Origin of the sequence: Quatrionicoccus australiensis, from assembly GCF_020510425.1 — a bacterium.
GTDB classification, from domain to species: Bacteria; Pseudomonadota; Gammaproteobacteria; order Burkholderiales; family Rhodocyclaceae; genus Azonexus; species Azonexus australiensis_A.
In genome coordinates, this window is sequence record NZ_JAHBAH010000001.1 from 1,346,053 (window position 1) to 1,371,490 (window position 25,438).

24 protein-coding genes and 1 rRNA gene are annotated in these 25,438 nt (G+C 60.2%); 17 read left to right on the forward strand and 8 right to left on the reverse strand.

The genetic code is table 11. From position 1 onward, the window contains the following. Nucleotides 1–48: 48 nt before the first annotated feature. Nucleotides 49–1,586 (reverse strand): 16S ribosomal RNA (locus KIG99_RS06540). Nucleotides 1,587–2,141: 555 nt separating this feature from the next. Further along, nucleotides 2,142–2,525, reverse strand: coding sequence for a RidA family protein (locus tag KIG99_RS06545; RefSeq protein ID WP_226459417.1), 384 nt, complete (start codon nt 2,523–2,525; stop codon nt 2,142–2,144). Between the two features lie 375 nt (nt 2,526–2,900). Here KIG99_RS06545 and KIG99_RS06550 point away from each other — a divergent pair, with 375 nt between their 5' ends. The 6 genes from KIG99_RS06550 to KIG99_RS06575 all read left to right on the forward strand — a co-directional run bounded on the left by KIG99_RS06550 (nt 2,901) and on the right by KIG99_RS06575 (nt 8,236). Next, a complete protein-coding gene (locus KIG99_RS06550) occupies nt 2,901–3,488 on the forward strand; it encodes a hypothetical protein (protein ID WP_226459418.1) in 588 nt (195 codons plus the stop codon). A gap of 9 nt (nt 3,489–3,497) precedes the next feature. Beyond that, nucleotides 3,498–4,646: an efflux RND transporter periplasmic adaptor subunit gene (locus KIG99_RS06555; RefSeq protein WP_226459419.1), complete on the forward strand. Its 1,149-nt coding sequence runs from the start codon at nt 3,498–3,500 to the stop codon at nt 4,644–4,646. Nucleotides 4,647–4,649: 3 nt separating this feature from the next. Continuing rightward, nucleotides 4,650–5,339, forward strand: coding sequence for an ABC transporter ATP-binding protein (locus tag KIG99_RS06560; RefSeq protein WP_226459420.1), 690 nt, complete (start codon nt 4,650–4,652; stop codon nt 5,337–5,339). Beyond that, nucleotides 5,326–6,534 (forward strand): ABC transporter permease, encoded by a 1,209-nt coding sequence (locus tag KIG99_RS06565; RefSeq protein WP_226459421.1) that lies wholly within the window; start codon nt 5,326–5,328, stop codon nt 6,532–6,534. Before KIG99_RS06560 ends, KIG99_RS06565 begins: the two co-directional genes overlap by 14 nt. 2 nt (nt 6,535–6,536) lie before the next feature. Next, entirely contained in the window at nt 6,537–7,736 is a 1,200-nt protein-coding gene (locus tag KIG99_RS06570; protein WP_226459422.1) for an ABC transporter permease, read from the forward strand. A gap of 77 nt (nt 7,737–7,813) precedes the next feature. Further along, the gene (locus tag KIG99_RS06575; RefSeq protein WP_226441201.1) at nt 7,814–8,236 is read left to right on the forward strand and encodes a MaoC family dehydratase; all 423 of its coding nucleotides are present in this window, start codon (nt 7,814–7,816) and stop codon (nt 8,234–8,236) included. Between the two features lie 81 nt (nt 8,237–8,317). Here KIG99_RS06575 and KIG99_RS06580 read toward each other — a convergent pair whose 3' ends face one another. Continuing rightward, entirely contained in the window at nt 8,318–9,436 is a 1,119-nt protein-coding gene (locus tag KIG99_RS06580) for a pseudouridine synthase (RefSeq protein ID WP_226459423.1), read from the reverse strand. Next, nucleotides 9,433–9,777, reverse strand: coding sequence for an FKBP-type peptidyl-prolyl cis-trans isomerase (locus KIG99_RS06585; RefSeq protein WP_226441203.1), 345 nt, complete (start codon nt 9,775–9,777; stop codon nt 9,433–9,435). The genes KIG99_RS06580 and KIG99_RS06585 overlap by 4 nt, the downstream gene beginning before the upstream one ends. Nucleotides 9,778–9,974: 197 nt before the next feature. Between KIG99_RS06585 and rplU the strand changes: the two genes are divergently transcribed. The 4 genes from rplU (at nt 9,975) to proB (ending at nt 12,885) form a co-directional block, all read left to right on the forward strand. Continuing rightward, a complete protein-coding gene (gene rplU, locus KIG99_RS06590; protein ID WP_066882854.1) occupies nt 9,975–10,286 on the forward strand; it encodes a 50S ribosomal protein L21 in 312 nt (103 codons plus the stop codon). Nucleotides 10,287–10,307: 21 nt separating this feature from the next. Further along, nucleotides 10,308–10,571, forward strand: coding sequence for a 50S ribosomal protein L27 (rpmA, locus tag KIG99_RS06595; RefSeq protein WP_153149269.1), 264 nt, complete (start codon nt 10,308–10,310; stop codon nt 10,569–10,571). A gap of 101 nt (nt 10,572–10,672) precedes the next feature. After that, nucleotides 10,673–11,764: an Obg family GTPase CgtA gene (gene cgtA, locus KIG99_RS06600; RefSeq protein ID WP_226459424.1), complete on the forward strand. Its 1,092-nt coding sequence runs from the start codon at nt 10,673–10,675 to the stop codon at nt 11,762–11,764. 2 nt (nt 11,765–11,766) lie between these two features. Next, nucleotides 11,767–12,885, forward strand: a complete 1,119-nt coding sequence (proB, locus tag KIG99_RS06605; protein ID WP_226459425.1) for a glutamate 5-kinase — start codon at nt 11,767–11,769, stop codon at nt 12,883–12,885. A 159-nt stretch (nt 12,886–13,044) separates the two neighbouring features. On the opposite strand, the gene KIG99_RS06610 is transcribed toward proB, so the two are convergent. The 4 genes from KIG99_RS06610 to KIG99_RS06625 form a co-directional block, all read right to left on the reverse strand. Beyond that, nucleotides 13,045–14,190 carry a porin gene (locus KIG99_RS06610; RefSeq protein ID WP_226459426.1) on the reverse strand — a complete coding sequence of 382 codons (1,146 nt, stop codon included), beginning with the start codon at nt 14,188–14,190 and terminating at the stop codon, nt 13,045–13,047. 173 nt (nt 14,191–14,363) lie between these two features. Next, the gene (gene trpC / locus KIG99_RS06615; RefSeq protein WP_226459427.1) at nt 14,364–15,152 is read right to left on the reverse strand and encodes an indole-3-glycerol phosphate synthase TrpC; all 789 of its coding nucleotides are present in this window, start codon (nt 15,150–15,152) and stop codon (nt 14,364–14,366) included. Beyond that, complete coding sequence (trpD, locus tag KIG99_RS06620; protein ID WP_226459428.1) at nt 15,152–16,177, reverse strand: anthranilate phosphoribosyltransferase; 1,026 nt, start codon at nt 16,175–16,177, stop codon at nt 15,152–15,154. Before trpD ends, trpC begins: the two co-directional genes overlap by 1 nt. Further along, nucleotides 16,177–16,746, reverse strand: a complete 570-nt coding sequence (locus KIG99_RS06625) for an aminodeoxychorismate/anthranilate synthase component II (RefSeq protein WP_226441210.1) — start codon at nt 16,744–16,746, stop codon at nt 16,177–16,179. The genes trpD and KIG99_RS06625 overlap by 1 nt, the downstream gene beginning before the upstream one ends. 477 nt (nt 16,747–17,223) lie before the next feature. Here KIG99_RS06625 and KIG99_RS06630 point away from each other — a divergent pair, with 477 nt between their 5' ends. From KIG99_RS06630 to KIG99_RS06660, 7 genes are read left to right on the forward strand one after another with little or no spacing between them, the layout of a single operon-like run. After that, nucleotides 17,224–18,750, forward strand: a complete 1,527-nt coding sequence (locus tag KIG99_RS06630; protein ID WP_226459429.1) for a glycosyltransferase family 39 protein — start codon at nt 17,224–17,226, stop codon at nt 18,748–18,750. Further along, nucleotides 18,677–20,422, forward strand: coding sequence for an ArnT family glycosyltransferase (locus KIG99_RS06635; protein WP_226459430.1), 1,746 nt, complete (start codon nt 18,677–18,679; stop codon nt 20,420–20,422). Before KIG99_RS06630 ends, KIG99_RS06635 begins: the two co-directional genes overlap by 74 nt. Continuing rightward, nucleotides 20,419–21,591 (forward strand): sialidase family protein, encoded by a 1,173-nt coding sequence (locus tag KIG99_RS06640; protein ID WP_226459431.1) that lies wholly within the window; start codon nt 20,419–20,421, stop codon nt 21,589–21,591. Before KIG99_RS06635 ends, KIG99_RS06640 begins: the two co-directional genes overlap by 4 nt. Further along, entirely contained in the window at nt 21,588–22,181 is a 594-nt protein-coding gene (locus KIG99_RS06645; protein ID WP_226459432.1) for a hypothetical protein, read from the forward strand. Before KIG99_RS06640 ends, KIG99_RS06645 begins: the two co-directional genes overlap by 4 nt. A gap of 55 nt (nt 22,182–22,236) precedes the next feature. Beyond that, nucleotides 22,237–23,247 carry a glycosyltransferase family 2 protein gene (locus KIG99_RS06650; RefSeq protein WP_226459433.1) on the forward strand — a complete coding sequence of 337 codons (1,011 nt, stop codon included), beginning with the start codon at nt 22,237–22,239 and terminating at the stop codon, nt 23,245–23,247. After that, nucleotides 23,244–24,713 carry a glycosyltransferase family 39 protein gene (locus tag KIG99_RS06655; protein WP_226459434.1) on the forward strand — a complete coding sequence of 490 codons (1,470 nt, stop codon included), beginning with the start codon at nt 23,244–23,246 and terminating at the stop codon, nt 24,711–24,713. Before KIG99_RS06650 ends, KIG99_RS06655 begins: the two co-directional genes overlap by 4 nt. Further along, nucleotides 24,694–25,401 carry a phosphatase PAP2 family protein gene (locus KIG99_RS06660; RefSeq protein WP_226459435.1) on the forward strand — a complete coding sequence of 236 codons (708 nt, stop codon included), beginning with the start codon at nt 24,694–24,696 and terminating at the stop codon, nt 25,399–25,401. The genes KIG99_RS06655 and KIG99_RS06660 overlap by 20 nt, the downstream gene beginning before the upstream one ends. Nucleotides 25,402–25,438 lie beyond the last annotated feature (37 nt).

The following is a 25,438-nucleotide window of genomic DNA, read 5'->3' on the forward strand; positions in this document are numbered from 1 at the left end:
CTCATTGAACAACCGATAGGTTGTGGGTGCCAGTGATGCTTTCTCTAGAAAGGAGGTGATCCAGCCGCAGGTTCCCCTACGGCTACCTTGTTACGACTTCACCCCAGTCACGAACCCCGCCGTGGTAAGCGCCCCCCTTGCGGTTAGGCTACCTACTTCTGGCGGAACCCGCTCCCATGGTGTGACGGGCGGTGTGTACAAGACCCGGGAACGTATTCACCGTGACATGCTGATCCACGATTACTAGCGATTCCGACTTCACGCAGGCGAGTTGCAGCCTACGATCCGGACTACGATCGGCTTTCTGGGATTAGCTCCACCTCGCGGCTTGGCAACCCTTTGTACCGACCATTGTATGACGTGTGAAGCCCTACCCATAAGGGCCATGAGGACTTGACGTCATCCCCACCTTCCTCCGGTTTGTCACCGGCAGTCTCGTTAAAGTGCCCAACTAAATGATGGCAATTAACGACAAGGGTTGCGCTCGTTGCGGGACTTAACCCAACATCTCACGACACGAGCTGACGACAGCCATGCAGCACCTGTGTTCCAGTTCCCTTTCGGGCACTCCCAAATCTCTTCAGGATCCTGAACATGTCAAGGGTAGGTAAGGTTTTTCGCGTTGCATCGAATTAATCCACATCATCCACCGCTTGTGCGGGTCCCCGTCAATTCCTTTGAGTTTTAACCTTGCGGCCGTACTCCCCAGGCGGTCAACTTCACGCGTTAGCTCCGGTACTAAATGGTTTTACCCACCCAACACCTAGTTGACATCGTTTAGGGCGTGGACTACCAGGGTATCTAATCCTGTTTGCTCCCCACGCTTTCGTGCATGAGCGTCAGTATTGGCCCAGGGGGCTGCCTTCGCCATCGGTGTTCCTCCACATCTCTACGCATTTCACTGCTACACGTGGAATTCCACCCCCCTCTGCCATACTCTAGCCTTCCAGTCACAAGCGCAGTTCCCAGGTTGAGCCCGGGGATTTCACGCCTGTCTTAAAAAACCGCCTGCGCACGCTTTACGCCCAGTAATTCCGATTAACGCTCGCACCCTACGTATTACCGCGGCTGCTGGCACGTAGTTAGCCGGTGCTTCTTATTCCGGTACTGTCATCCACACCAGGTATTAACTGATGCGATTTCCTCCCGGCCGAAAGAGCTTTACAACCCGAAGGCCTTCTTCACTCACGCGGCATGGCTGGATCAGGGTTGCCCCCATTGTCCAAAATTCCCCACTGCTGCCTCCCGTAGGAGTCTGGACCGTGTCTCAGTTCCAGTGTGGCGGATCATCCTCTCAGACCCGCTACAGATCGTCGCCTTGGTGAGCCTTTACCTCACCAACTAGCTAATCTGATATCGGCCGCTCAAAGAGCACAAGGTCTTGCGATCCCCTGCTTTCCCCCTCAGGGTATATGCGGTATTAGCGTAACTTTCGCTACGTTATCCCCCACTCAATGGTACGTTCCGATACATTACTCACCCGTTCGCCACTCGCCACCAGGATTGCTCCCGTGCTGCCGTTCGACTTGCATGTGTAAGGCATGCCGCCAGCGTTCAATCTGAGCCAGGATCAAACTCTTCAGTTCAATCCAACATTACTACTCACAATTCACTGACGGTAGAATTTAACTTCTACCTCGATGGATCTCTCCATCCGTGTGATTGCCTTTAATACTTTTGTGTGACCTAAGTCACTAGCATCAAGGCACCCACACCTATCGGTTGTTCAAATTGTTAAAGATCATTTCCACCGCGCCGTCTCGTTAAATCCGTCAGCAGCAGAGAAGCGAGATTATGAAGAACTTCAGCTAAACCGTCAAGCAAAATTTGAAATCTTTTTTCGCTCAACCTGCCAAAACTCAAACCACCACTTCTTCCCCTCACCGCCCGTAGAACCAAGCGCTGCAAGGAGGGGCGCATTATATAGAACTTCAAACCAAGGTCAATACTGTTTTCGAAATTAATTCAATTCGTCCCTTTTCGGCCGCTTTTGGCGCCTCCCCCAACTTAACCAGTCTGTAGACAAAAAAGGGCCCCGGAATCGCTTCCGGGGCCAACCGAGGTTACTGCTGAGAGAGAACGGCTGCCGTCAGGCGTAAGTCGGAGCGAAGGCGGCCTCGGGATTAGCCACCGGACCCTTGTCACTCCAGTACGGGGAAAGTTTGCGCAGCTGGGCGACGATGGGCGGCAGCAACAATCGCCATCTCCACCTTAAGTGCAGGATTAGCCAACCTCGCCTGAACACATGCCCGCGTTGGAGCAACACCCTCAGGCAGCCAATTGTCCCAAAGGGCATTCATTGCTTCGTAGTCAGCCATATCGGCAAGATAGATGGTCACCATCAACAAACTCGACTTGTCACTTCCCGCCTGCTCCAGCAAACGCTCAACACCGGACAACAGATTCGACATCTGAGCAGCAATATCGCCATCACTATTGGAAGGCACTTCCACCAGATAGGCAGTGCCATTGTGTACAACACTGTCTGAATAGCGGCGTGTAGTGCCGTTGCGCTTGATAGACATATAAATGGGCTCCCTGAATGCGTGAAGCCCATGCGGTTCAGGCATGGGCTTCTTTTACTGCACCCCGGCACATCAGGCTGGGGTATTCGGCTTTTCGCCGTTACGGAGTACTACACGGTAATCTCAAGAATGCTCTTTGCGAAAACTGCCATAGAATCTCCTGCTACGCAGCAGTACTGGTACGGCTTGCCGGGGCTTGCTGCTAACCTCGGTACAGGTTCAGATTATCACTCCGGCAAAAAAAAGCTACATCTTTCTCCAACAATTTTCGGTCGCTGATTTTGACTTCAGACGACGGCATCAATTTCCACTCACAACGATTTCGTCCCGCATAAATGATGAGTGAGAACAGGCGGATTAACCGATAATTCAGTCATGGATAATCTGTTCAAAGATACCGCAACCTTGGAGCTCTCCTGCTGGCTCGAGCCCGGTGCCGAGTTGCCGGGCTGGGACATCCTCAAGGGCAGTCCTTTTGGCGCAACGCTGTCCGACCCCGAAGGTGGCGAACCGACTCCGGGTGATCAACTGATCACCGTCCAGAATTATTTTGCCGAGTATCACCTCGAATACTTCCGGCAACGACGCTACAACCATTTCCCCAGCCGCCTGCACGCACTCCTCCTGTTTGCGACACGCACAGACGCGATGACCTTCCGCAGCAAGCACCCGCAACGCGTGTTCGGCAAGAATCTGGTCTGCGCCCGCACCAAAGGCGCATATATATGCTCGTTCCACGACGCCAGCTGGCTGGACTACCTGCGTCTGCCGCACAGCCTGTCGCTGAGCGCGCTCGATGAAGTGGCGGAATATTACTGGTCGGGCAAAACGGTCGAGGAAGTCGGCCTGACCTTCATGAACGAGCCCTGGCAGGATCCGCCGGTCATCGAAGCCCTCTACCAGGGGCCGCTTGAGCCGATCAACGGCCAAGCCCAATCCGGCTGGCTGCCCGGTTTTCGTTAAGGAAACACCATGCGTCGCATCGCCGTGATCACTGCCATCATCATTAGCCTTGGCCTGGCTTACGCCTGGTTCAGCCGCAGCAAGCCAATTCCGGTTGTATTGAAGGAAGTCACCGCCGGCAAGGTTGAGGCAACATTGGCCAACACCCGTGCTGGCACGGTCGAAGCCTGCCTGCGCACCAAGCTGTCCACCATCATTGGCGGCCGCATCGAGTTCCTTGGCGTCAAGGAAGGCGACAAGGTCAAGAAGGGGCAATTGCTGCTCAAGCTGTGGAATGACGACCAGCAAGCTCAGGCAACACTCGCCCAGTCGCAGATCACGCTGGCCGGCAAGCGCACCGAGGAAGCCTGCCTGGTAGCGGTCAACGCAGAAAAAGAGGCAAAAAGGCAGGCCGAGCTGCGCGAGAAAGGCTTCGTCTCGCCCAGCCGCGAAGAAGCCGCCCGCACCGAAGCCGAAGCACGGCGCGCCAGTTGCAATACAGCCAAGGCGGATGAGGCCCAGGCCGAAGCGAAATTCCGCGCCACCCGCGTTGAACAGGGACGGGTCGCACTCTATGCGCCCTTTGATGGCACAGTGGCAAAAATCGTCGGCGAACTTGGCGAATATTCAACCCCGTCCCCCCCTGGCGTCCCTACGCCGCCCGCCATCGATCTGATCGACGACACCTGCCTCTACGTCAAGGCACCGATGGATGAAGTGGACGCCCCCAAGATAACGGCCGGCCAGCCGGCACGCATCACCCTCGACGCTCTGCCGGGCAAATTGCTGCCAGGCAAGGTACGACGCGTCGCCCCCTATGTCTCGGCCGTCGAAAAGCAGGCGCGCACCGTGGATATCGAAGTTGATTTCGCGCAACCGGACGCCACCGGCAAACTGCTGGTCGGCTACAGCGCCGACGTCGAAATCATTCTCGCCGGCCGGGAGAATGTGCTGCGCATCCCAACCGCCGCCATCCAGGAAGGTGGCAAGGTGCTTGTATACAATGCAGACAGCGGCAAACTCGACGAACGCCAGATCAAGGCCGGGCTGAGCAACTGGGAATACACCGAAGTGCTTGAAGGCCTGAGTGCTGGTGAGAGGATTGCAACCTCGCTCGAGAAGGATGGCATCAAGGCGGGCGCCAGCGTCGTTCCGGACGACAAGACCAAGGGCAAATAGCCCATGGCGCTGATCGAACTCAAGGACATCGAACGAGTCTTCCAGCTCGGCGACTCAACGGTCCACGCGCTGGCTCAGCTCAATTTGAGCATTGCCGCCGGCGAATACGTCGCGGTAATGGGGCCGTCGGGTTCGGGTAAATCAACGTTGCTCAACCTGCTCGGCCTGCTCGACCATCCGAGCAGCGGCACTTACCGACTGGAAGACCGCGACGTCACGACGCTGTCACCCGACGAGCAGGCGCAGGTGCGCAGCCAGCGCATCGGTTTCGTTTTTCAGAGCTTTCATCTCGTCCCACGCCTGACCGCCGCCGAAAACATCGCCCTGCCCATGATGCTGGCCGGCATTCCGGCCAAGGAGCGCGCACAACGAGTCGAACTGGCGCTCGCCAACTTCGGTCTGGAACATCGCGCCGACCACCGCCCCGACCAGCTTTCCGGTGGCCAGCGTCAGCGTGTGGCAATTGCCCGCGCCACCATCATGCAGCCGGCGCTGATTCTCGCTGACGAACCGACTGGCAATCTCGACCGCCACACCGGCGACGAAGTCGTGCATCTGCTGGAGGGCTTGAACAGCAGCGGCGTCACGCTGATTGTCGTGACCCACGACCCGGCGCTCGGCGCCCGGGCCAAACGGCAACTGATCATGGAAGACGGCCGCCTGAAACAGGACAGCGCGCATGCGCCTGGCTGACACCCTGCGTTTTGCCCGCGACGCGGCCGTCGGTTACCCGATGCGGACCACGCTTTCAGTGCTCGCCATGTCGATCGGGGTCGCTGCCGTGGTCATTCTCACGGCGCTGGGCGACGGCGCGCGCCGCTACGTCGTCGGCCAGTTTTCCTCGATCGGCACCAACCTGGTCATCGTGCTGCCCGGACGCTCCGGCACCGGCGGTTTCAATCCGGCCAATGCGATCACCAGCACACCGCGCGACCTGAGCATCGACGACGCCGGCGCGCTGCGCCGCGCCCCTTCCGTCAGCCGCCTCGCACCACTTGCCGTCGGCACCTCGGAAATCAGTTTCGGCGGCCGCCTGCGCGAAGTCATGGTCGCCGGCTCGACGAGTGAATTCCTGCCGATCCGCAATTTCGAACTGGCGCAAGGCCAGGGCCTGCCGGACGAAGACTGGAATCGCGGCTCGCCGGTCGCCGTGATCGGCGCCACGATTCGCGAGGAAATGTTCGGCAGCATGCCGGCCGTCGGCCAGTTGATCCGGGTCGGCGATCGCCGCCTGCGCGTGATTGGCGTACTCAAGTCGGTCGGCCAGGGTCTGGGCATGAATACCGACGAACTGGTCATCGTCCCGGTCGCACTGGCCCAGGCGATGTTCAATTCCAACACCCTGTTCCGCATCCTGGTCGAAGCCAAGAGCCGCGAGGCGATTCCCGAGGCCAAGGAACAGGTCATGGACATCCTCAAGCAACGCCACCGTGGCGAAGAAGACGTCACCGTCATCACCCAGGATGCCATCCTCGCCACCTTCGACAAGCTGCTCGGCGCGCTGACCATGGGCGTCGCCGGCATCGCGGCAATCAGCCTGGCCGTCGCCGGCATCCTGGTGATGAACGTGATGCTGGTCGCGGTCACCCAGCGCACCGGCGAAATCGGCCTGCTCAAGGCGCTCGGCGCAACAGCGCGCACGATCCGGCTGGCCTTCCTGGCCGAAGCCGCGATGCTGTCTACTGTCGGTGCCCTGGTCGGTTACCTGCTCGGTCAGCTCGGCGCTTTCATCCTGCGCCAGGTCTTTCCGGTCTTTCCGGCTTATCCGCCGGACTGGGCAGTGATCGCCGGCCTCGGCACAGCGCTCGGCACCGGACTGCTGTTCGGCGTCATGCCGGCCCGCCGCGCCGCCCGGCTTGATCCGGTGCAAGCCTTGATGAAGCACTGACCATGCTGCTCGCCGATTCGCTTCGCCTCGCCATTCGCGCCGTCACCGCGCAACGCCTGCGCAGCTTCCTGACCCTACTCGGCATCGCCGTCGGCATTGCCGCCGTGATCCTGCTCACCTCGATCGGCGAGGGCATCCATCGTTTCGTGCTCGGCGAGTTCACGCAATTCGGTACCAACGTCATCTCGGCTGCCCCCGGCAAGACCAAGACCGGCGGCTCGACTTCCGGCCTGCCGTCGAGCGCCCGCCCCTTATCGATCGAAGATGCCCGCTCGCTCGAACGCCTGCCGCACGTCGTTGCCGTCACACCCAATGTGCGCGGCAATGCCGAGGTCGAGGGCAATGGCCGGACGCGACGTACACTTATATATGGCGTCAATGCGAAATTGCCCCTGATTTTCCGGTCGACCGTCCAGAGCGGCCAGTTTTTGCCACCGGACGATGAGGGCAGCGCGCGCGCCTTCGTCGTGCTTGGCAGCAAGCTGCGCACTGAGCTGTTCGGCAGCGAGAATCCGCTCGGCCAACGCCTGCGCATCGGCGGCCTGCATTTCCGGGTAATCGGCGTGATGGCCGCGAAAGGCCAGTTCCTCGGCATCGATCTCGACGACACCGCCTTCATCCCGACCGCACGCGCCCAGGAGTTGTTCAATCGCGAAGGCGTCGATGAAATCAATATTGCCGCCGAAGAAGGCGTGCCATCGAGCATCGTCGCCAGCGCGATCAAGCAGCGCCTGATTGCCCGCCACGGACGCGAGGATTTCACGGTGATCTCGCAGGAAGAAATGTTGAAGACGCTGTCCAACATCCTCAACGTACTGACCATGGCAGTGGGCGCGCTGGGCGGCATTTCACTGCTGGTCGGCGGTGTCGGCATCGTCACCATCATGACCATCGCCGTCAGCGAACGCACCGGCGAGATCGGCCTGCTGGTCGCGCTCGGCGCCCGGCGCCGCACCATCCTGCTGCTGTTTCTCGGCGAAGCGGTCGCGCTCTCGGCGATCGGCGGCCTGCTCGGCCTGCTCCTCGGCGTCGGACTGGCACAGCTGATTCATTTCGCCCTGCCCGCCCTGCCGGTACACACCCCGCTCAGCTTCGTGCTGCTGGCCGAGGCGATCGCCATCAGCATCGGCCTCGCCGCCGGGGTTTTACCCGCCCGCCGGGCGGCACGCCTCGATCCGGTCGAAGCCTTGCGCTCCGAGTAAGGCCTGTCACACCTCCATACGCTGACGTATGCTAGAGTTCATCATTCAAATTTCAATCAGACGATCAGGAGATCAGCATGACTTATTACATCGATCAGCTCGAACCCGGCATGTCGGCCAGCACCTCGAAGACCGTCACCGAAGCCGACATCATCCTGTTTGCCGGTATCTCGACCGACGTCAATCCGGCCCACCTCGACGAGGAATACGCCAAGGGCACCATGTTCGGCACGCGCATCGCCCACGGCATGCTCTCCGCCGGCTTCATCTCGGCCACCCTGGCCAACAAGCTGCCCGGACCCGGCACCATTTACCTGTCGCAAACCCTGAAGTTCAAGGCCCCGGTCAAGCCGGGCGACACCGTCACCGCCACCGTCACCGTGCGCGAAGTCAATGCCGCCAAGAACCGCGTCATTCTCGACACCGTGTGCACCGTGGCCGGCAAGACCGTCATCGAAGGCGAATGCCTGATGATGCCGCCGGTTCGTCCGGCCGCCTGAGTGCAGGCTGCAAAGTAAAAAACGCCGGCTGCGAGCCGGCGTTTTTGTTTGTAGCGGTCGACCGGAAAATTCAGGCCAAAATCAGAAAGCCTCGTCGGCGCGCAGGAAACGCCAATGGCCGAGCGGCAAATCACCTAGTTTGACCCGACCGATGCGCACCCGCTTCAAGCCGATGACACGCAAGCCGACCAGCTCGCACATGCGGCGAATCTGGCGCTTCTTGCCTTCCTTCAGGATGAAGTGCAGCTGATCTTCGTTCAGTTGCTTGACCCAGGCCTTCTTGAGCGGCTTGCCGTCGAGCTCGAGACCGAACTGCAGCAGACGCAGGCCACCCGGGATCATCTCGCCAGCAACCCGGACCAGATATTCCTTCTCGGCATCGCTTTCCTCGCCGATCAGCTTCTTGGCGACCCGACCATCCTGGGTCAGGACCAGCAGACCGGTGGAGTCGACGTCGAGCCGCCCGGCCGGCGCCAGACCGCGCATCATCCACGGCTTGAATTCCGGATCGCCGGACTGGCGTACCCAGGTTTCCGCCGAAATCAAGGTGACTGCCGGCGTAAAGCCCGGCTCGGGCTGACTGGAAACATAACCGACCGGCTTGTTGAGCAGGATGGTGACCTGCTTGGCCTGGTCATGCTTGGCTTCCTTGGTGATCGTGATCTCGGCGTTCGGGTCGATGCGCGAACCAAGCTCGGAAACCCGTTCGCCATTGACGAAGACCCAGCCACGCTCGATCCACAAATCGGCCTCGCGGCGCGAACACATGGCGCGCTCTGACATCACTTTGGAGAGACGCACGCCGCTCGGCACATCGGCCGGATCGCGCACCGGACGAACTACCGGCTGGCGCACCGGCGGACGCGCGTCGCGCGTCGGTGCTGCCGTACCCGGCTTGTCCTGCTCGCGCGGCCGATGCTTGTTGCTGTTCAGTTCCGACTTGCGCAAGGGCTTTTTCGCCTCCGAACGCGACGATTCGGCGGACTTGACCGCGCTCAGCGTGCCGGTCGGCCGCTCGCGAACCTCAGGCTCTGCAGCCAGCATTTCTGCCTTGATTTCAGCGTCGACCGCTGGCGCCGGGCGCGCTGCCGCAACCGGCTTCGCAGCGGCTTCCGGCTGGCGCCACTTGGCCCACGGATCGTCACCAGCCGGCGCGGCCGCCGGCTTTTTCGACTTGTAATCGCGCGTGTTATCGCTCATTGCACTGCAAGCAGTTCGACCTCGAAAATCAGCGTCGCATTCGGCGGAATCACGCCGCCGGCACCACGGGCGCCATAGCCAAGTTCCGACGGAATGGTCAGCTTGCGCGTACCGCCGATCTTCATGCCCTGAACGCCTTCGTCCCAACCAGCGATCACGTGACGCTGACCGAGCGGGAAATCGAAGGGATCGTTACGATCCTTGCTCGAATCAAACTTGCTGCCATTGGTCAGCCAGCCGGTGTAATGCACGACAACGTGATCGCCAGCCTTGGCTTCGGCGCCTTCGCCAACAACGGTGTCTTCGTAGATCAGGCCGGAGGCCGTGGTAATTTCAGCCATGAATAGCTCCAGGGTTGCCGAGTCGTTCGACTCGCGAATCGCTGTTTGCCCGCCACAAGCGGGATGACAGGATCGGGTGGAAAGAAAGGCGAAAAGTCTACCACAACCCCGGCACAAGACTTTGACTTGCCAGAGAATTTCCGTATAATGCGCGGTTCTTTGTAGCACCCTTTAGATTTATTTTCGGAGTCCAACCCATGTATGCGGTCATAAAAACCGGCGGTAAGCAGTATCGCGTTACCAATGGTCTAAAACTTAAAGTAGAACAGATACCGGCAGACGTTGGCGCAGAAGTTACTCTCGACCAGGTCCTCATGGCAGGCGAAGGCGAGTCGGTAAAGATCGGCGCTCCCTTCCTTGCTGGCGCAACCGTCAAAGCCACCGTGATTTCGCACGGCCGCCACGACAAGGTCAAGATCTTCAAGATGCGTCGTCGTAAGCATTACCAGAAGCATCAAGGCCATCGTCAGAACTACACCGAACTGCGCATCGATTCGATCGCCGCTTAAGTTCAGACAAGGAGCTAATAAATGGCACACAAAAAAGCAGGCGGTAGTTCACGTAACGGCCGCGACTCACAAGCCCAACGACTGGGCGTCAAGCGCTACGGCGGTCAATTCGTCCTGGCTGGCAACATCATTGTTCGTCAGCGCGGCACCGAATTCCACCCGGGCGAAAACGTTGGCTGCGGCAAGGATCACACCCTGTTCGCACTGAAGGACGGCGTGATTCAGTTCTCCGTCAAGGGCTTGAAAAAGCGCCGCGTTGTGACCATCGTTCCGGCTGCCGAATAAATCAGGCACGGCGGAACCCAAGAGCCCTATCCGCCTGGATAGGGCTTTTTTACTTTATGCCACCGATTTTTAGTGGCCCCCAGCAGATGTAGAGGCGGAACATGAAATTTATCGACGAAGCCAAGATTTACCTGAAAGCCGGCGATGGCGGCAATGGCGCGGCGACCTTCCGTCGCGAAAAATACATCCCGATGGGAGGCCCGAACGGCGGCGATGGCGGACGCGGCGGCAGCATCTACGCCGTGGCGGATCGCAACATCAACACACTGGTCGACTATCGCTACACCCGCAAATTCATCGGAAAGCGCGGTGAAAACGGCGGCGGCGCAGACCAGTACGGCGCCGGCGGCGACGACATCATCCTGCGCATGCCGGTCGGCACGGTGATTTACAACGAACACACCGAAGAAATCGTTGCCGACCTCTCCGAACACGACCAGAAGGTCCTGATCGCCAAGGGCGGCAAAGGTGGCCTCGGCAACCTGCACTTCAAGTCATCGACCAACCGCGCCCCACGCCAGAAAACCAACGGCGAACAGGGCGAAGAATTCGACCTGCGCCTGGAACTGCGCGTCCTCGCCGACGTCGGCCTGCTCGGCCTGCCCAATGCCGGCAAGAGCACGCTTATCCGCGCCATTTCCTCGGCCCGCCCGAAGGTTGCCGACTACCCGTTCACCACGCTGCACCCGAATCTCGGCGTCGTCCGCGTTGATGACGAAAAGAGCTTCGTCATGGCCGATGTACCGGGCCTGATCGAAGGCGCCGCCGACGGTGCCGGCCTCGGCATCCGCTTCCTGAAGCACCTGCAGCGCACACGCATCCTGCTGCACCTCGTCGACATTGCCCCGATCGATCCGGACTCCAACCCGGTGCGCGACGCCAAGGCCATCGTCGGCGAACTGATCAAGCACGATCCCGAACTCGCCAACAAGCCACGCTGGCTAGTCCTCAACAAGCTCGACCTGATTCCGGAAGAAGACCGCGAAAAGGCCGCCAAGGATTTCCTCAAGGCCTACAAGAAAGCCACCAAGTACGACGGCCCCCATTTCTCGATTTCAGCCATCAACGGCGAAGGCACCAAGCCGCTGATTTACGCGATCAGCGAAGCCCTCGAACAGATGGCCAAGCCGGAAATCGGCGACCTTGATGACAACGACGCCGACAGCGACGAAATCCCCGCCAAGCAAGACTGATCATGCAAACCACCCGCCTCGCCTCCGCCAAACGCTTCGTCGTCAAAGTCGGCTCCGCCCTCGTCACCAATAACGGCACCGGCCTCGACCTCGCCGCCATTGACGACTGGGCACGCCAGATCAGCGTCCTGCGCCAGCAAGGCAAGCAGGTGGTGATGGTTTCTTCCGGCGCGATAGCCTGCGGCATGCAGCGCCTGGGCTGGGCCAAGCGGCCGCAATCGGTACACGAACTGCAGGCGGCAGCTGCCGTTGGCCAGATGGGACTGGTCCAGGTCTACGAAGGCGCCTTCTCGAAATACGGCCTGCAAACCGCCCAGATCCTGCTCACCCACGAAGACCTGGCCGACCGCAAGCGCTACCTGAACGCCCGCTCGACGCTGACCACACTGCTTGAACTCGGCGTCGTGCCGATCATCAACGAAAACGACACGGTCGTTACCGACGAAATCAAGTTCGGCGACAACGACACGCTGGGCGCCCTGGTCGCCAACCTGATCGAGGCCGACGCCCTGATCATCCTGACCGACCAGATCGGCCTGTTTACCGCCGACCCGCGCAAGGACCCGAACGCCACGCTGATCAGCGAAGCCACCGCCGGTGACGAGTCGCTCGAAGCCATGGCCGGCGGCGCCGGCACCCGCATCGGCACCGGCGGCATGATCACCAAGGTGATCGCTGCCAAACGCGCCGCGCGCAGCGGCGCCCACACCGCGATCGCCAGCGGCCGCGAAAGCGACCCGATCATTCGCCTGGCCAATGGCGAAGCAGTCGGCACCCTGCTTGTCTCACATACGCAACCGCTCGCCGCGCGCAAACAATGGCTGGCCGACCACCTGCAACTGGCCGGCCGCCTGCTGCTCGACGCCGGCGCGGTCGACGCGCTGAAATCAGGCAAAAGCCTGCTGCCGATCGGCGTCATTGCCGCCGAAGGCGAATTCGAACGCGGCGCTGCTGTCGCTTGCATCAGCCCCGACGGTCACGAAATCGCCCGCGGCCTGAGCAACTACGGCAGCGGCGAAGCCCGCCTGATCGCCCGCAAGAACACACCGGAGATTGAGAGCATCCTGGGTTACGTCGATGAACCGGAAATCATTCATCGCGACAATCTGATTCTCAGCTGATCGGCCCAGCACCCAAACAAAAAGCCTCGGCATGCCGAGGCTTTTTTACGCCCGAAGAAATGAGAAACCCCGGGCCAAAACCCGGGATCAACCCAAAACATGAGCAATAAAAAAGGGCACCGAAGTGCCCTTTCTATCTTTTAATCTAGCTAAGCCAGATTAGAAGGAGTGACGCAGACCAACCGAGAAGCCGGTGTAGTTAGCGCCGGTACCGGTAGCTTCGCCGTTATTAACATCCTTGTTGTAGAAGTTGTTGTTAACAGCATCGCCATTGGACAGGCGGCTGTAACGAGCGTGCAGCATGGTGCGCTTGCTCAGATCGTAGCTGTAAATGGCGGAAACGATGTTGGCAGAGGTTTCCTCAACAGCGCTACCTGCAGCCTTCAGCTTGAAAGCACGGCCGTATTCCAGACCAACGGTGTTCTTGCCAAAGCCTTGAGCAACACCCAGGGAGAAGGCATTACGCTTCAACTCGCCAATATTGGAGTCAGCCTTGGTGCGATCGAACAGAGCGGTCACCTTGGTGTTGCTCGGGAAAGTGTAAACACCAACGGCACGAATAACGGAAGCCTTGCCACCATCGGCAGCGCCGAGCGTAGCGGTGTAAGCCGGCTGACCAGGTGCGCCACCGTCAGTTACAGTTGCAGCGTAGTCATGGTCACGGTGGTAACCGATACCGGCGAACAGCGGGCCGTTTTCGTACTGAGCAGCAATTTGCCACTGACGGTTATTGACATTCGGCGTAGCGTTCGCAGCATTGGTTCTGTTTTCGCCGTTAACATAGGCAGCGATCACGGTCACGCCGCTGAAAGACGGCGAGATGTAGGCGATGGCGTTGTCAGCACGGTCATCAGCACCGGTCTTCAGACCAGCAATGGTGCCGGTAACAGAAGCGGTCGTACCGAAACCGGCAGCGCCCGGCAGCAGTTCAACCTTGGCGCCGAAAGCACGCAGCGGGTGGGTCAAACGACCAGCAGCAACAGTACCGAAACCACCAGCCAGGCCAATGTAGGAGTCACGGGTGCCGGTCAGGCCAGCGCCGGTGTCGGTACCGAAAGCAGATTCGTAAACGAAGACAGCCTTCAGGCCGTTGCCCAGATCTTCAACGCCCTTGAAGCCGATGTAGTTGCCATGGGCATCGAGACGACCAACGTTCTGCTGGGTGTTACCACCGTAAGCAGCACTGGAGGACTTCACGAAAGCCTGTTGAACGTCAACAACGCCGTAAACGGTAACGTTGGTTTGTGCGAAAGCAGCGGTAGAGGCCAGAGCGGCAACAGCAACAGCGATAATCTTCTTTTGCATCAGAAAATCTCCTTAGTGGTTAGTTTTTAATCCGATCTTGCGAACTGATTAAGCTTTACCTCTCGGATCGAGAAGTTGGCCCTGATTGTCGCAAAGAGCGGAAGACAAGGGCAACGAGTGTTTGATTGCAGGAAAGAGTTCCTTAAAGTTCTGTTGTTTCGACGCAACAGAACTCAGGCAAACAGCCGTGCCAGCTCGATTCCCGGCTCTTGCGCCCGCATGAAAGCTTCGCCGACCAGGAAGGTTTCAACCTTGTTGGCGCGCATCAACGCGACATCCTGCGGCGTCACGATGCCGCTTTCGGTGACCACGATGCGATCCGCCGGCACTCGCGCCAGCAAGCCGAGTGTTGTATCCAGGCTCACTTCGAAGCTGCGCAGGTTGCGGTTATTGATGCCGAGCAAGGGCGTTTGCAAGTGCAAGGCAGCATCCAGTTCTTCGCCGTTATGCACTTCGACCAGCACAGCCATGCCGTAGCTATGGGCCAAGGCTTCCAGTTCCTGCATTTCGGCCAGACTCAATGCGGCAGCAATGAGCAGGATGCAGTCGGCCCCCATCGCGCGCGCCTCGACCACCTGATAGCGGCCAACCATGAAATCCTTGCGCAAAACCGGCAAGGCGCAGGCGGCGCGAGCGGCCTGGAGATATTCCGGCGCACCCTGGAAATATTGCTTGTCAGTCAGCACCGACAGGCAGGCCGCACCATGTTGTTCGTAGCTGCTGGCGATTTCAGCCGGATGAAAATCGGGACGGATAACGCCTTTCGACGGGCTGGCCTTCTTGATTTCGGCAATTACGGCCGGTCGACCGCTGGCGATTTTGCCGCGGATGGCACCGACAAAGTCGCGCGGTGCAGGCTGCGCGGCTGCTTCGACCTCGACTTGCGCGAGCGGTCGCACCGCGAGTGCGGCAGCGATTTCCTCGCGCTTGGTCGCGATGATCTTGTTCAGGATATCGGACATCAGCGCCCCAACCTTTGCGTGCATTGGACAAAGCCATCGAGTTGCGCCCGTGCAGCACCGGAGGCAATCGCCTCGCGCGCCCGAACGATGCCGTCAGCGATGCTGTCGGCGACATTGGCGACATACAGCGCCGCACCGGCATTCAGACAGACGATCTCGCGCGCCGCCCCCGGCTTGTTGTCCAGGGCGCCGAGCAGCATCGCCTTCGACTCGTCGGCATTGGCGACGCGCAGGTTGCGCAGCGACATCATCTGCAGGCCGAAGTCTTCCGGATGCACTTCGTACTCGCGCACTTCGCCGTCTTTCAGTTCGCCGACCAAGGTTGCCGCACCGAGCGAGATCTCGTCGAGATTGTCTTTGCCGTGCACGACCAGGACACGTTCGGCGCCAAGGCGCTGCATGACACGTACCTGGATGCCGACCAGATCGGGGTGGAAGACACCCATCACGGTATTCGGCGCACCGGCCGGATTGGTCAGCGGGCCGAGAATATTGAACAGCGTACGCACGCCCATCTCGCGGCGCACCGGCGCAACGTGCTTCATCGCGCTGTGGTGATTGGGTGCGAACATGAAGCCGATGCCGGTTTCCTCGATACAGGCAGCCACCTGTTCCGGCGACAGATTGATATTGGCGCCGAGCGCCTCGAGCACGTCGGCGCTGCCCGAGCTCGACGAGACGCTGCGTCCGCCGTGCTTGGCGACCTTGGCGCCGGCCGCGGCGGCAACGAAGATCGAGGTCGTCGAGATATTGAAGCTGTGTGCGGCATCGCCGCCGGTGCCGACAATATCGACGAAATGCTTGTCGTAGGGCACCTTGACCGGCGTCGCCAGCTCGCGCATGACGCTGGCCGCCGCGGCGATTTCGCCGATGGTTTCCTTCTTGACGCGCAGCCCGGTGACGATCGCGGCAATCATGACCGGCGTGACTTCGCCGCCCATGATCTGGCGCATCAGGGAGACCATTTCGTCATGGAAAATTTCGCGGTGTTCGATAACGCGCTGCAGCGCGGCCTGGGGAGTCATTATTTGTGTTCCTCGAGAAAGTTCTTGAGCAGGTCGTGGCCGCGCTCGGTCAGGATCGATTCCGGGTGGAACTGCACGCCTTCGACGGCCAGCGTCTTGTGGCGCACACCCATGATTTCGCCGTCATCGGTCCACGCAGTAATTTCGAGACATTCCGGCAAACTCTCGCGCTCGATGGCCAGCGAGTGATAGCGCGTGCAGGTCAGCGGATTGGGCAGACCACGGAAAACGCCCATATCTTTATGGTGGACCGGTGAAACCTTGCCATGCATCAGTTGCTTGGCATGCACAATGCGCCCGCCGAAGGCTTCACCGATTGCCTGATGACCGAGGCAGACACCAAGCAGAGGAATCTTGCCGGCGAAATGCTTGATCGCCGCCAGCGACACGCCGGCCTGGGCCGGGGCGCAAGGGCCGGGCGAAATCACCAGGTATTGCGGCTGGAGACGCTCGATGTCGGCAATGGTGATGGCGTCGTTGCGATAGACCTGCACATCCTGGCCCAATTCGCCGAAATACTGGACGATGTTGTAGGTAAAACTGTCGTAGTTATCGATCATTAGCAGCATGGCTTTTCCAGACAATTGATTTCATTCATTAAACAAACGTGCCGGCTTTCTGCAACCGAGCGGCTCTTACCATCCATCTCCCCCGTTGCCGGCTAGCCACATTGGCGCCGGGTGGCCGCAGGGGCGCATTGGCTAGTACCGCCATCGGTAGTACAAGAACCGGCTGATATGGAAAATTTGCTGCATAGCCTGATTTTACCTTCGTGTCGGCAAGATGCCTATCAAGCCCGGCCGGCGATCCGGGCCCACCGCCCCGGATCGAGCCCTTTCGACTAAAATGGCCGGCAACTCAGTCAATCGCAAGCAAACCATGGGCGCAGCCCGCGACGTCATACCGGACATCTCGACGCCGGAATCAGGGCATTTCGCCAACGCACGAACAACGCCCTCGCCACCACGAAGGCGCCGACCGGAAGCAGGGCCGGCAAGCGAGAAGGCGTCCGGCACTTCGCCTGCGCCCACACTTACTCAACATCAATGACCACTGCTGCAAGCCAACCCGAAAAAGCCAAGCTGCCCGTTACCCTGAGCATCGTGGCAGGATTTGCCATGCTCTATGGTTTGGTGCATTCACTGGCGAGACTGGGCGCTTCGCACAACCTGGGCGAGCAGGAACCGCTCGAAAACATCTATGCACAAGCCTTGGCCGGCGGTTACAGCCCAAACCAGCTGCCTCTCTATGACTGGCTGATCTGGGGACTGCAGCAACTGCTCCCGCCCGATGTGACGTCCTTCCTGCTCCTGAAATACTCGCTGCTCGTCGCCCTGGCCTGTTTCATGTTCCTGGTTGCACGACGCGTGACCGGCAGCGCGCAATGGGCATTGATTGCCGTCGAGTCGATGGCACTCATTTATCAGATTTTCTGGCGCCTGCATGAAACGCATACCCATCTGATTGGCGCCATGGTTTTCTCGCTGGCTGCGGCCTGGGCCTTGATACGCTGCGTCGACCGACAGCACCTCCGGGACTATGCCATTCTGGGCAGCATTATCGGCCTGGGCTGCCTGACCCAGCTAACCTTCAGCATCTTCGTCCTGGCCATGGCTGGTGCCTGCCTCATGCAGCCATCGCTGCGCCAACGACTCGCCACAGGAAAGCTCCTCTTCGCCTTACCACTCACCCTGCTGATCATTTCACCCCACGCGCTGTGGCTGTTGCAGTCGCCGGAGCGGCTGACTGCCTTTGGCGAAAGCATGCACCCCAGCGCCTGGGCCGGCATCGGTGCGCCACCGCTGGAAGCCCTGTGGAAAAGCATTGAAACACCGATCCTCGCTCTTTCACCGTACATCATTTTTCTGTTTGCCCTGTTTCCACGCAGCTTGGGTGCGCTGATCAGGCGCCTGCGCGCCAATCACGAAACAGACCGGGAACCCGACTGGACACGCCTGATCCTGCACACCGTCATGCTTGAATGGGCCGGATTCATCATCATCAGTGTTGCCTTTGGTCTGCAACGCTATTCCGTCCAGGACCTGCTGCCCCTGTTTCTCGTCTTGCCAGTCGCACTCGCCGATCTGGCACGGCAAACAGCACCTCCCGCTCAGGTCGGCCAGCGCTTCATGAAGCTGGCACTAGTGATTTCACTGATCGCGCTGCTGGTTCGTCTGGCGCACATGTACGTACACGAACCGGTTTGCCGCATCTGCCGCTGGGGTGAGCCCTACGCAGTGCTGGCGGAAGACATGCGGGCCGCCGGATTCCGACAAGGAACGATCCTCACCAGTGATGCAGCCCTCGGTGGCAACCTGCGCGCTTATTTCCCGGACAGCCATGTCATCCTGGAAAAAACCGCCACACCAGGCCCGGCGCCGGATTGTCCAGCCGCAAGCTGCGTCAGGACCAATCCAGGCGCACCGCCCAGCAAAACAGCCGGCGAAAACCTGAGCATCAACGTGGTCAAAGTCCCTTGGTCTCATCTGTGGAAACCCCTTGGGTACCGCGAATCGAGCTGGTGGTTTGCCCTTTCCGCCTCGCCTTCAACCAGCAACGGCGCGGACAACTAGAGACAGCATGAGCTTAAGCACACAACACGCTCCCCGACTGTTCTGGTTTCTTGCCGCATTTTTGTTTGCGGGCCTGGTACTGAGCCTGGGAATCAGCGCCCCCACCGGACTAACGGGCAAGGACGAGTATTTCCTCGGCCTGCGCATCCCGCTCGAAATGATCGAGCGTAATAACTGGTGGATTCCCTTCATCGACGCAGAGCCTCGCCTGCGCAAGCCCCCCTTCATTTACTGGCTGACCCGCCTCAGTTACGAAAGCTTTGGGGCTAGCTTGCTCAGCGCCCGCCTGGTGACTATCTCCTTTTCCCTGCTTCTGCTGGCGTCGACCGCATGGCTGGGCAAATACTTCAGCGGCAAGTGGACAACCGGCCTGCTTGCGGCAGGTATCATGCTCGGCTTTGCCGGCATGGCGACCGAGTCACGCCGCCTGATGCTGGACATTCCGGTCGCCGCACTCTCGACAGCCGCTTTCTGCACCTACCTGGCATGGCTGAAGCAGCCGCGCTGGCGTCCACTACTACTCACCGCCGGACTGCTGGCGGCCGCCCTGATGACCAAAGGCCCGGTCGCCCTGGTTGCCTTCGGCAGCGGCTTTGTCGCACTCTGGCTGACACCGGACGTGACAACCGAGGCCCTCTCCGCTCAATCCTGCATTTCGCGTGCCTGTCAGCACTTCAAACAGCACGCTGGCGCCTACATTGTTTGCGGTGCGCTGGCCTGTCTGCTGCCAGCGCTATGGTACATGGATGCAATCCATACTTATCCGGAACAATTTTCCGCCGCCGCCCAGGATGAAATCGAGGCGCGCAGCAATTCCGGACCGTCCTTTGCCCCTCTTTCCGGCCTCTTGCTGCTGACGATTCCCTGGACGCTAATCGGCCTGAACAGTCTTTTTCGCAACCGTCGCGCACCGGAAATCCGGCGCCTGGCGGCATGGCTCATGATCAGTTTGCTGCCCTTCTTTTTCGTTCGCAGCTTTGAGCGCTACCTGCTCGGCTCGCTACCGGCCTTTGCCCTGATCTGCGCCTACGGTCTGCAACATGGGCGCAGCGAACGCTGGCCCCTTAAGCTCGGGGCGCTGCTACCGACATTTGCCGTTGGCTTGCTGTGCGCCCTTTTGTGGCGTTGGGAACACGGCACCACCGCATTGATTGTCGGCGGCGCCTTGGTTCCCTTCATCCTGGTATGGAATACCCAGGCAAACAACCAGACCAGCGCACCTTCCCTGATCCTCTCGGCAGCCCTGCTATGGTCGGTCGCCTGGGGCATCGGCTTTCCGTCACTGAAGGTCAATGCCACTCCCGACACGGCAATCGAACTGTCCAAAAACCGCCAGCTATTCATGTTCGAAGGCCCGCAACCCGCCTTGTTGCCGATCCTGTCGAAACGAGCCATGCGCCATGTACAACACCTGCACGATGCTAACAACCTGCTTGTGGCTGGGTCGATAATCAGCATTCGCCAGGAAGATGAACTTCGTTTCCAGGGAGAACTACGCGACACACAGCGTAATGCCCGGGAAATCTATCGCTACCAGTCCCTCACGACAGCGGGCTCCGGCATCCGCTTCGGCAAGCAGGGCAGCACCTGGCAGGATTGGCAACAGGCATGGCAAGAGAGAAGTCCTCAGCACCTGATGTCCACCGTCATTTTTTACGAAATCCTGCCGTGAAACACGAACTACCCAAGAATCTCTTCGCGCGCAAGCCGGCAGCGCTGATTGCATTCCTCATTGCACTGGCCGCGGTCGGCGACAGCTTGCGCCCTTTACCGCAAACCACATTCGCCATAACAGAAAGCCAGCCCGCCCCCGCGCCAAGACTCAGCCAGCAACAGGGGCCGGTGATCCGCGACTTGCCAAACCCGGCAGCCTCCGCCCACAGTGCCAGCCTCGTCGATCTCGGAGGACAGCAACTGGGTGCCGCCTGGTTTTCCGGCAGCCGCGAAGGTGCCAGCGATGTCAGCATTGTCTTCAGTCGCTTCGATGGCACGCAGTGGCAAGAACCCCGAGTCATTGCCAGCAACGAAAAGCTGCAAGACGACCAGGGACGCATCACCCGCAAACTCGGCAACCCAGTGCTCTGGCTGGACAAGGATGCACGCCTGCATTTGTGGTTTGTCAGCGTGGCGTATGGCGGCTGGGCCGGCAGCAGCATCAACCACCAGATTTCATACGACCAGGGAACAAGCTGGCAGCCCGCGGAAAAACTGATCTCTTCTCCCTTCTGGAACCTTTCGACGCTCGTCCGCACACCGCCGCTGCCGCTAAGCGACGGGGGCTTTGCCCTTCCGGTCTACCACGAGTTCATTTCGAAACATTCGGAATGGCTGCGCCTGGACCACTCAGGCAAGGTCGTCGACAAGCTCCGCATCGATGGTGCCCGGCACCAGATACAACCCTCTGCCGTTGCACTCGACCCTAACCAGGCCGTCATGGTGACCAGAGATGCCGGTAGCGGGCAAAACGCCATCCACGTCAGCCACAGTGGGGACGCCGGTCGACACTGGTCGAACCTGGAAGCCGTCAACCTCGCCAACCCGAATGCCAGCGTCGCGCTGCTCCGCCTCAACGACGGGCGACTGCTGCTGGCCTACAACCCGCAGGAATCGAGCCGGCAACAACTCGCCCTGGCACTCTCCTCCGACGGAAAGCGCTGGACACCCGCAATGACGCTGGAGGCCGGACAAGACAGCGCCGAATTCTCATACCCCGCGCTCCTCCAGGATCATGCCGGCATGATTCATGTCGCTTACACATGGAAACGCGAACATATTCGCCTGCAATCCTTCACTGCCGAATTCCTCGACAGCCAGGCTGCGAAAAGCAGGCCCATTCCATGACCACCAACACGCTGATCGCATACTTCCTGCAAGGCCTGATGCTCGGCTGGCTGCTGCAGCAGCCGTTCAAGAATCGCTGGGCATGGCCTTTCGGCCTGCTGCTGGCGGCTCTGCCGCTTGCCGGCATGCCACTCGCCGGCCATCTGCGCGGCTTTTTTGGCGACCCCAGCGTCACCAGCATTCAATTGCTTGCTCTCGCCATGCTCGGCCGCGCTCCCAAGCCACTTACCCAAGATTGGCGTGCCCCCCTGCTGATCGGCCTGGGCGGCGTACTGTTTTACACGCTGGCGCTGGGTGGTGCCATCAAGCTGGGCATGACCGACCCTTACCGACTGGGCTATCAACCCGGCATACTGCTCGGCGTCCTGGCTACGCTCGCCCTTTTCCTTTGGTGGCGAGGACAGGCCCTGTGGCTGTGGCTACTGAGCATCGACCTGCTGGCATTCGCCCAGGAGTTCGAACTCTCCCGAAATCTCTGGGATAGCTTGCTTGACCCGCAACTGGTGTTCGTTTGCCTGATCCTGGCCTATCGCAACCGGAGATGCCCGGCCAAGGCAAATTACGCACCGGCCGATTCGACAAGTACCTGACCCGGCTTTTCGATTAAAATTCGCCCTCTTTCAAACATTTGCCGCCGGATTCACCATGAGCGCAGCCCTTTCGATGCCCCCGCACAGCCTTTCCATCGTCGTCCCGTTCTACAACGAGGAAGACAACATCGCACCGCTGGTCAAGCGCGTGCATGAAGCGCTGGTCGGTTATGAAAACCCGTGGGAATTGGTCCTGGTCGATGACGGTAGCAGCGATGCGACAGTGGACCGGGCGCTCGAATCGGCGAAGGAATACGGGCCGCATGTGCGCATCGTCGAGCTGACGCGCAATTTCAAGCAGACCGCCGCCATGCAGGCCGGCATCGACGCGGCGCGTGGCGACGTGATCGTCACCATGGACGGCGACCTGCAGAATGACCCGGTCGATATCCCGCGCATGGTCGCCCGCCTGCTCAACGAAAATCTCGATCTCGTCGCCGGCTGGCGCCAGAACCGCCAGGACGGCCTGTTCCTGCGCAAGATTCCATCGAAGATCGCCAACAAGCTGATCGCCCGCATGACTGGCGTGCATCTGCGCGATTACGGCTGCAGCCTTAAGGCTTTCCGCGGCAGCGTCATCAAGAGCGTGCGCCTGTACGGCGAAATGCACCGCTTCATCCCGGCCTGGCTGGCGACGGTGACGACACCGCGCCGCATCGCGCAGGAGCCGACGACGCACCACGCGCGCACGGCCGGCGTTTCCAAGTACGGCATCTCGCGCACCTTCCGCGTTATTCTCGACTTGATCGCGGTCTATTTCTTCATGCGCTTCCGCGCCCGCCCAGGTCATTTCTTCGGCGGCATCGGTCTCGGCCTGACGGCGCTTTCCGGCCTGATCATGACCTGGCTGGCCTGGGTCAAATTCGGCCTCGGCGAAAACATCGGCGGCCGCCCGCTGCTGATTGTCGGCATCGGCACGTTGATTGCCGGCATCCACTTCATCACCACCGGCGTCCTGTCCGAACTGCTCGCCCGCATCTATTTCGAATCCGGCAGCATCCGCTCCTACTCGGCGCGCCCGGAACGCTCGCTGGCGGCTGACGAAGGCTGGCACAAAGCGGCGTGACCCCTGCACTCAACGGCACTCAGCGCATCGGCATCCTGGTTGCGCTGAGCGTAGCACTCATTGCCTGGCGAATCTGGCTGCTGCCGCAACTCGGGATTACGCTTTATGTCGATGAGGCGCAGTACTGGACATGGGTGCAGCAACCTGACTGGGGCTACTTCTCCAAACCGCCGGGCATTATGGCGCTCATCTGGCTGTCGACCGCCCTGTTCGGCAATGGCCTGCTCGGCGTCAAGGCGCTCGCCATGCTGTGCTATCCGCTTGCCGCGGCAGCCTGCTGGGCGATTGCTCACCGCCTCTATGATGAACGCACGGCCTTCTGGTCGGCTATTGCCGTACTGACCCTGCCCATATTTTCCTGGCTGGGCCTGTTTGTTTCCACCGACGCCCTGCTCACCCTGTTTTGGGCCGGAGCCCTATGGGCCTATCTGCGCGCGCTTGACCACAACCGCTGGCGCGACTGGCTGCTGCTTGGCCTAATCTGCGGCCTCGGCCTGCTTTCCAAATACACAATGGCCGCCTGGCTGGGCGCCGCCTTCCTGCACCTGCTCGCCTTCGAGCGGCCCCGCCTAAAATCGCCCAAGCCCTGGCTGGCAGCCGCTCTGGCGCTGCTCATCCTGGCACCGAATATCTGGTGGAATGTCATCCATGACTTTCCGACGCTCAAGCATACGGCTGACATCACACTGAATCGCAAAGCCGGCGGGGGACTGGCCGCACTTGGCGAATTCAGCGCAGCCCAATGGATTTCCTTCGGTCCGCTGTTCGGCAGCATCTTTCTGGTGATGTTGTTCAGCATCCGGCAGAGCTGGCGCGATCAAAACATCCGCTTCTTGCTATGGTTCGCCCTACCGCTGTGGACCGTCGTCGCGCTGCAGGCAGTAAAGAGCAGCGCCAATGCAAACTGGGCGGCCCCCGCCTTCGCGCCGGCGACGATTGCCGTCGTTGCCTGGTTGTTGCAGCGCCAAAAGGACAAGCTGCTGATCATCGGCCTGGTGATCAACCTGGTCGCTGTCGGCGTCAGCTATCACTGGCAACAATTGACGGTCGCTACCGGCATGGTAGACGCTAAATACAGCGCCCGGCTCAACCCGTTCAAACGCGCTCAGGGCTGGGATGAGCTTGGCCGGCAACTGAAGCCGATCATCCAGGCCCATCCGGATACCGTGCTCGTAGCCGACAACCGGACACTGCTTGCCCACATGCGCTACGAACTGCGCGACCTGAAGCTGGCAGCAGCCAGCTGGAATCCGAGCGGCATCCCGAGCGACCATTACAAACTGACGACAGACCTTCGCCCGTATATCAACAAGGATGCCATCCTGATCACCCAGGATGCGGCAGGCGCAGAGTTTGCCACACGCTTTGCCCGGATCGAAAAGCTGGCGACGCTGGAAGCCCCCCTCGACGCCACCACATCCCGCTCGATGCATGTATACCTGCTTCATGAATTCAAGGGCTACTGAACTACGCATTGCCAGCGGCCTGTTCCTGCTACTGGCATTCCTCTTTTTCGCCTTCCCGGAAATTGACCTGGCGGCCAGCGCCATCTTTTTTTCTGACGGGCGCTGGGCATTCTCCGGTGGCAACTGGCCCCTGTTCGAGTGGCTTTACCGTGGCATCCCACGCCTCGGCCAGGGCCTCCTCGGGCTCTTTGCTCTCGGCCTCCTGCTCGGCTGTTTTCGCCCGTTTCACCAGTTCCGGGCTAAGCGCCACCTGCTGGCTTTCATGTTGGCCGGCGCCCTGCTGGGGCCGATCCTTCTGGTTGATGTCATGCTCAAAGACCAGTGGGGCCGCGCCCGCCCGACCAACACCACCGCCTTCAATGGCGCTAAGCAGTTTTCCCCGGCGTTCGTCCCGACCGAGGAGTGCAGAAAAAACTGTTCCTTCGTCAGTGGCCATGTCGCCAGCGCCTCTTTCATCATGGTTTTTGGCTGGCTAGGCGCACCGGCCATACGCCGCCGCTGGCTATTTGCCAGCCTCGCCGCAGGAAGCCTGCTCGCAGTCGTTCGCATGTCGGCCGGCGGCCATTTCCTGTCCGACACCATCTTTGCCTGGTTCGCGACCTATTACGGCCTGTGGCTGACCGAGCTTTTCTTCCGTTGGCGCGGCTGGCTGCCACCGCAAAGCGAAGGCACCGAACGGTCGACGTAAAAAAACCGCCTGATTTCAGGCGGTTTTTTCATGTCGA

Bases quoted from the DNA above. Each gene is read 5' to 3' on its own strand.
- KIG99_RS06555 (WP_226459419.1), top strand. From the start codon at position 3,498: ATGCGTCGCATCGCCGTGATCACTGCCATCATCATTAGCCTTGGCCTG.
- trpD (WP_226459428.1), bottom strand. From the start codon at position 16,177: ATGACTCCCCAGGCCGCGCTGCAGCGCGTTATCGAACACCGCGAAATT.
- KIG99_RS06570 (WP_226459422.1), top strand. From the start codon at position 6,537: ATGCTGCTCGCCGATTCGCTTCGCCTCGCCATTCGCGCCGTCACCGCG.
- rplU (WP_066882854.1), top strand. From the start codon at position 9,975: ATGTATGCGGTCATAAAAACCGGCGGTAAGCAGTATCGCGTTACCAAT.
- KIG99_RS06545 (WP_226459417.1), bottom strand. From the start codon at position 2,525: ATGTCTATCAAGCGCAACGGCACTACACGCCGCTATTCAGACAGTGTT.
- KIG99_RS06625 (WP_226441210.1), bottom strand. From the start codon at position 16,746: ATGCTGCTAATGATCGATAACTACGACAGTTTTACCTACAACATCGTC.
- KIG99_RS06630 (WP_226459429.1), top strand. From the start codon at position 17,224: ATGACCACTGCTGCAAGCCAACCCGAAAAAGCCAAGCTGCCCGTTACC.
- KIG99_RS06660 (WP_226459435.1), top strand. From the start codon at position 24,694: ATGAATTCAAGGGCTACTGAACTACGCATTGCCAGCGGCCTGTTCCTG.
- KIG99_RS06560 (WP_226459420.1), top strand. From the start codon at position 4,650: ATGGCGCTGATCGAACTCAAGGACATCGAACGAGTCTTCCAGCTCGGC.
- KIG99_RS06575 (WP_226441201.1), top strand. From the start codon at position 7,814: ATGACTTATTACATCGATCAGCTCGAACCCGGCATGTCGGCCAGCACC.
- cgtA (WP_226459424.1), top strand. From the start codon at position 10,673: ATGAAATTTATCGACGAAGCCAAGATTTACCTGAAAGCCGGCGATGGC.
- KIG99_RS06565 (WP_226459421.1), top strand. From the start codon at position 5,326: ATGCGCCTGGCTGACACCCTGCGTTTTGCCCGCGACGCGGCCGTCGGT.
- KIG99_RS06645 (WP_226459432.1), top strand. From the start codon at position 21,588: ATGACCACCAACACGCTGATCGCATACTTCCTGCAAGGCCTGATGCTC.
- KIG99_RS06550 (WP_226459418.1), top strand. From the start codon at position 2,901: ATGGATAATCTGTTCAAAGATACCGCAACCTTGGAGCTCTCCTGCTGG.
- rpmA (WP_153149269.1), top strand. From the start codon at position 10,308: ATGGCACACAAAAAAGCAGGCGGTAGTTCACGTAACGGCCGCGACTCA.
- trpC (WP_226459427.1), bottom strand. From the start codon at position 15,152: ATGTCCGATATCCTGAACAAGATCATCGCGACCAAGCGCGAGGAAATC.
- KIG99_RS06585 (WP_226441203.1), bottom strand. From the start codon at position 9,777: ATGGCTGAAATTACCACGGCCTCCGGCCTGATCTACGAAGACACCGTT.
- KIG99_RS06580 (WP_226459423.1), bottom strand. From the start codon at position 9,436: ATGAGCGATAACACGCGCGATTACAAGTCGAAAAAGCCGGCGGCCGCG.
- KIG99_RS06610 (WP_226459426.1), bottom strand. From the start codon at position 14,190: ATGCAAAAGAAGATTATCGCTGTTGCTGTTGCCGCTCTGGCCTCTACC.
- proB (WP_226459425.1), top strand. From the start codon at position 11,767: ATGCAAACCACCCGCCTCGCCTCCGCCAAACGCTTCGTCGTCAAAGTC.
- KIG99_RS06650 (WP_226459433.1), top strand. From the start codon at position 22,237: ATGAGCGCAGCCCTTTCGATGCCCCCGCACAGCCTTTCCATCGTCGTC.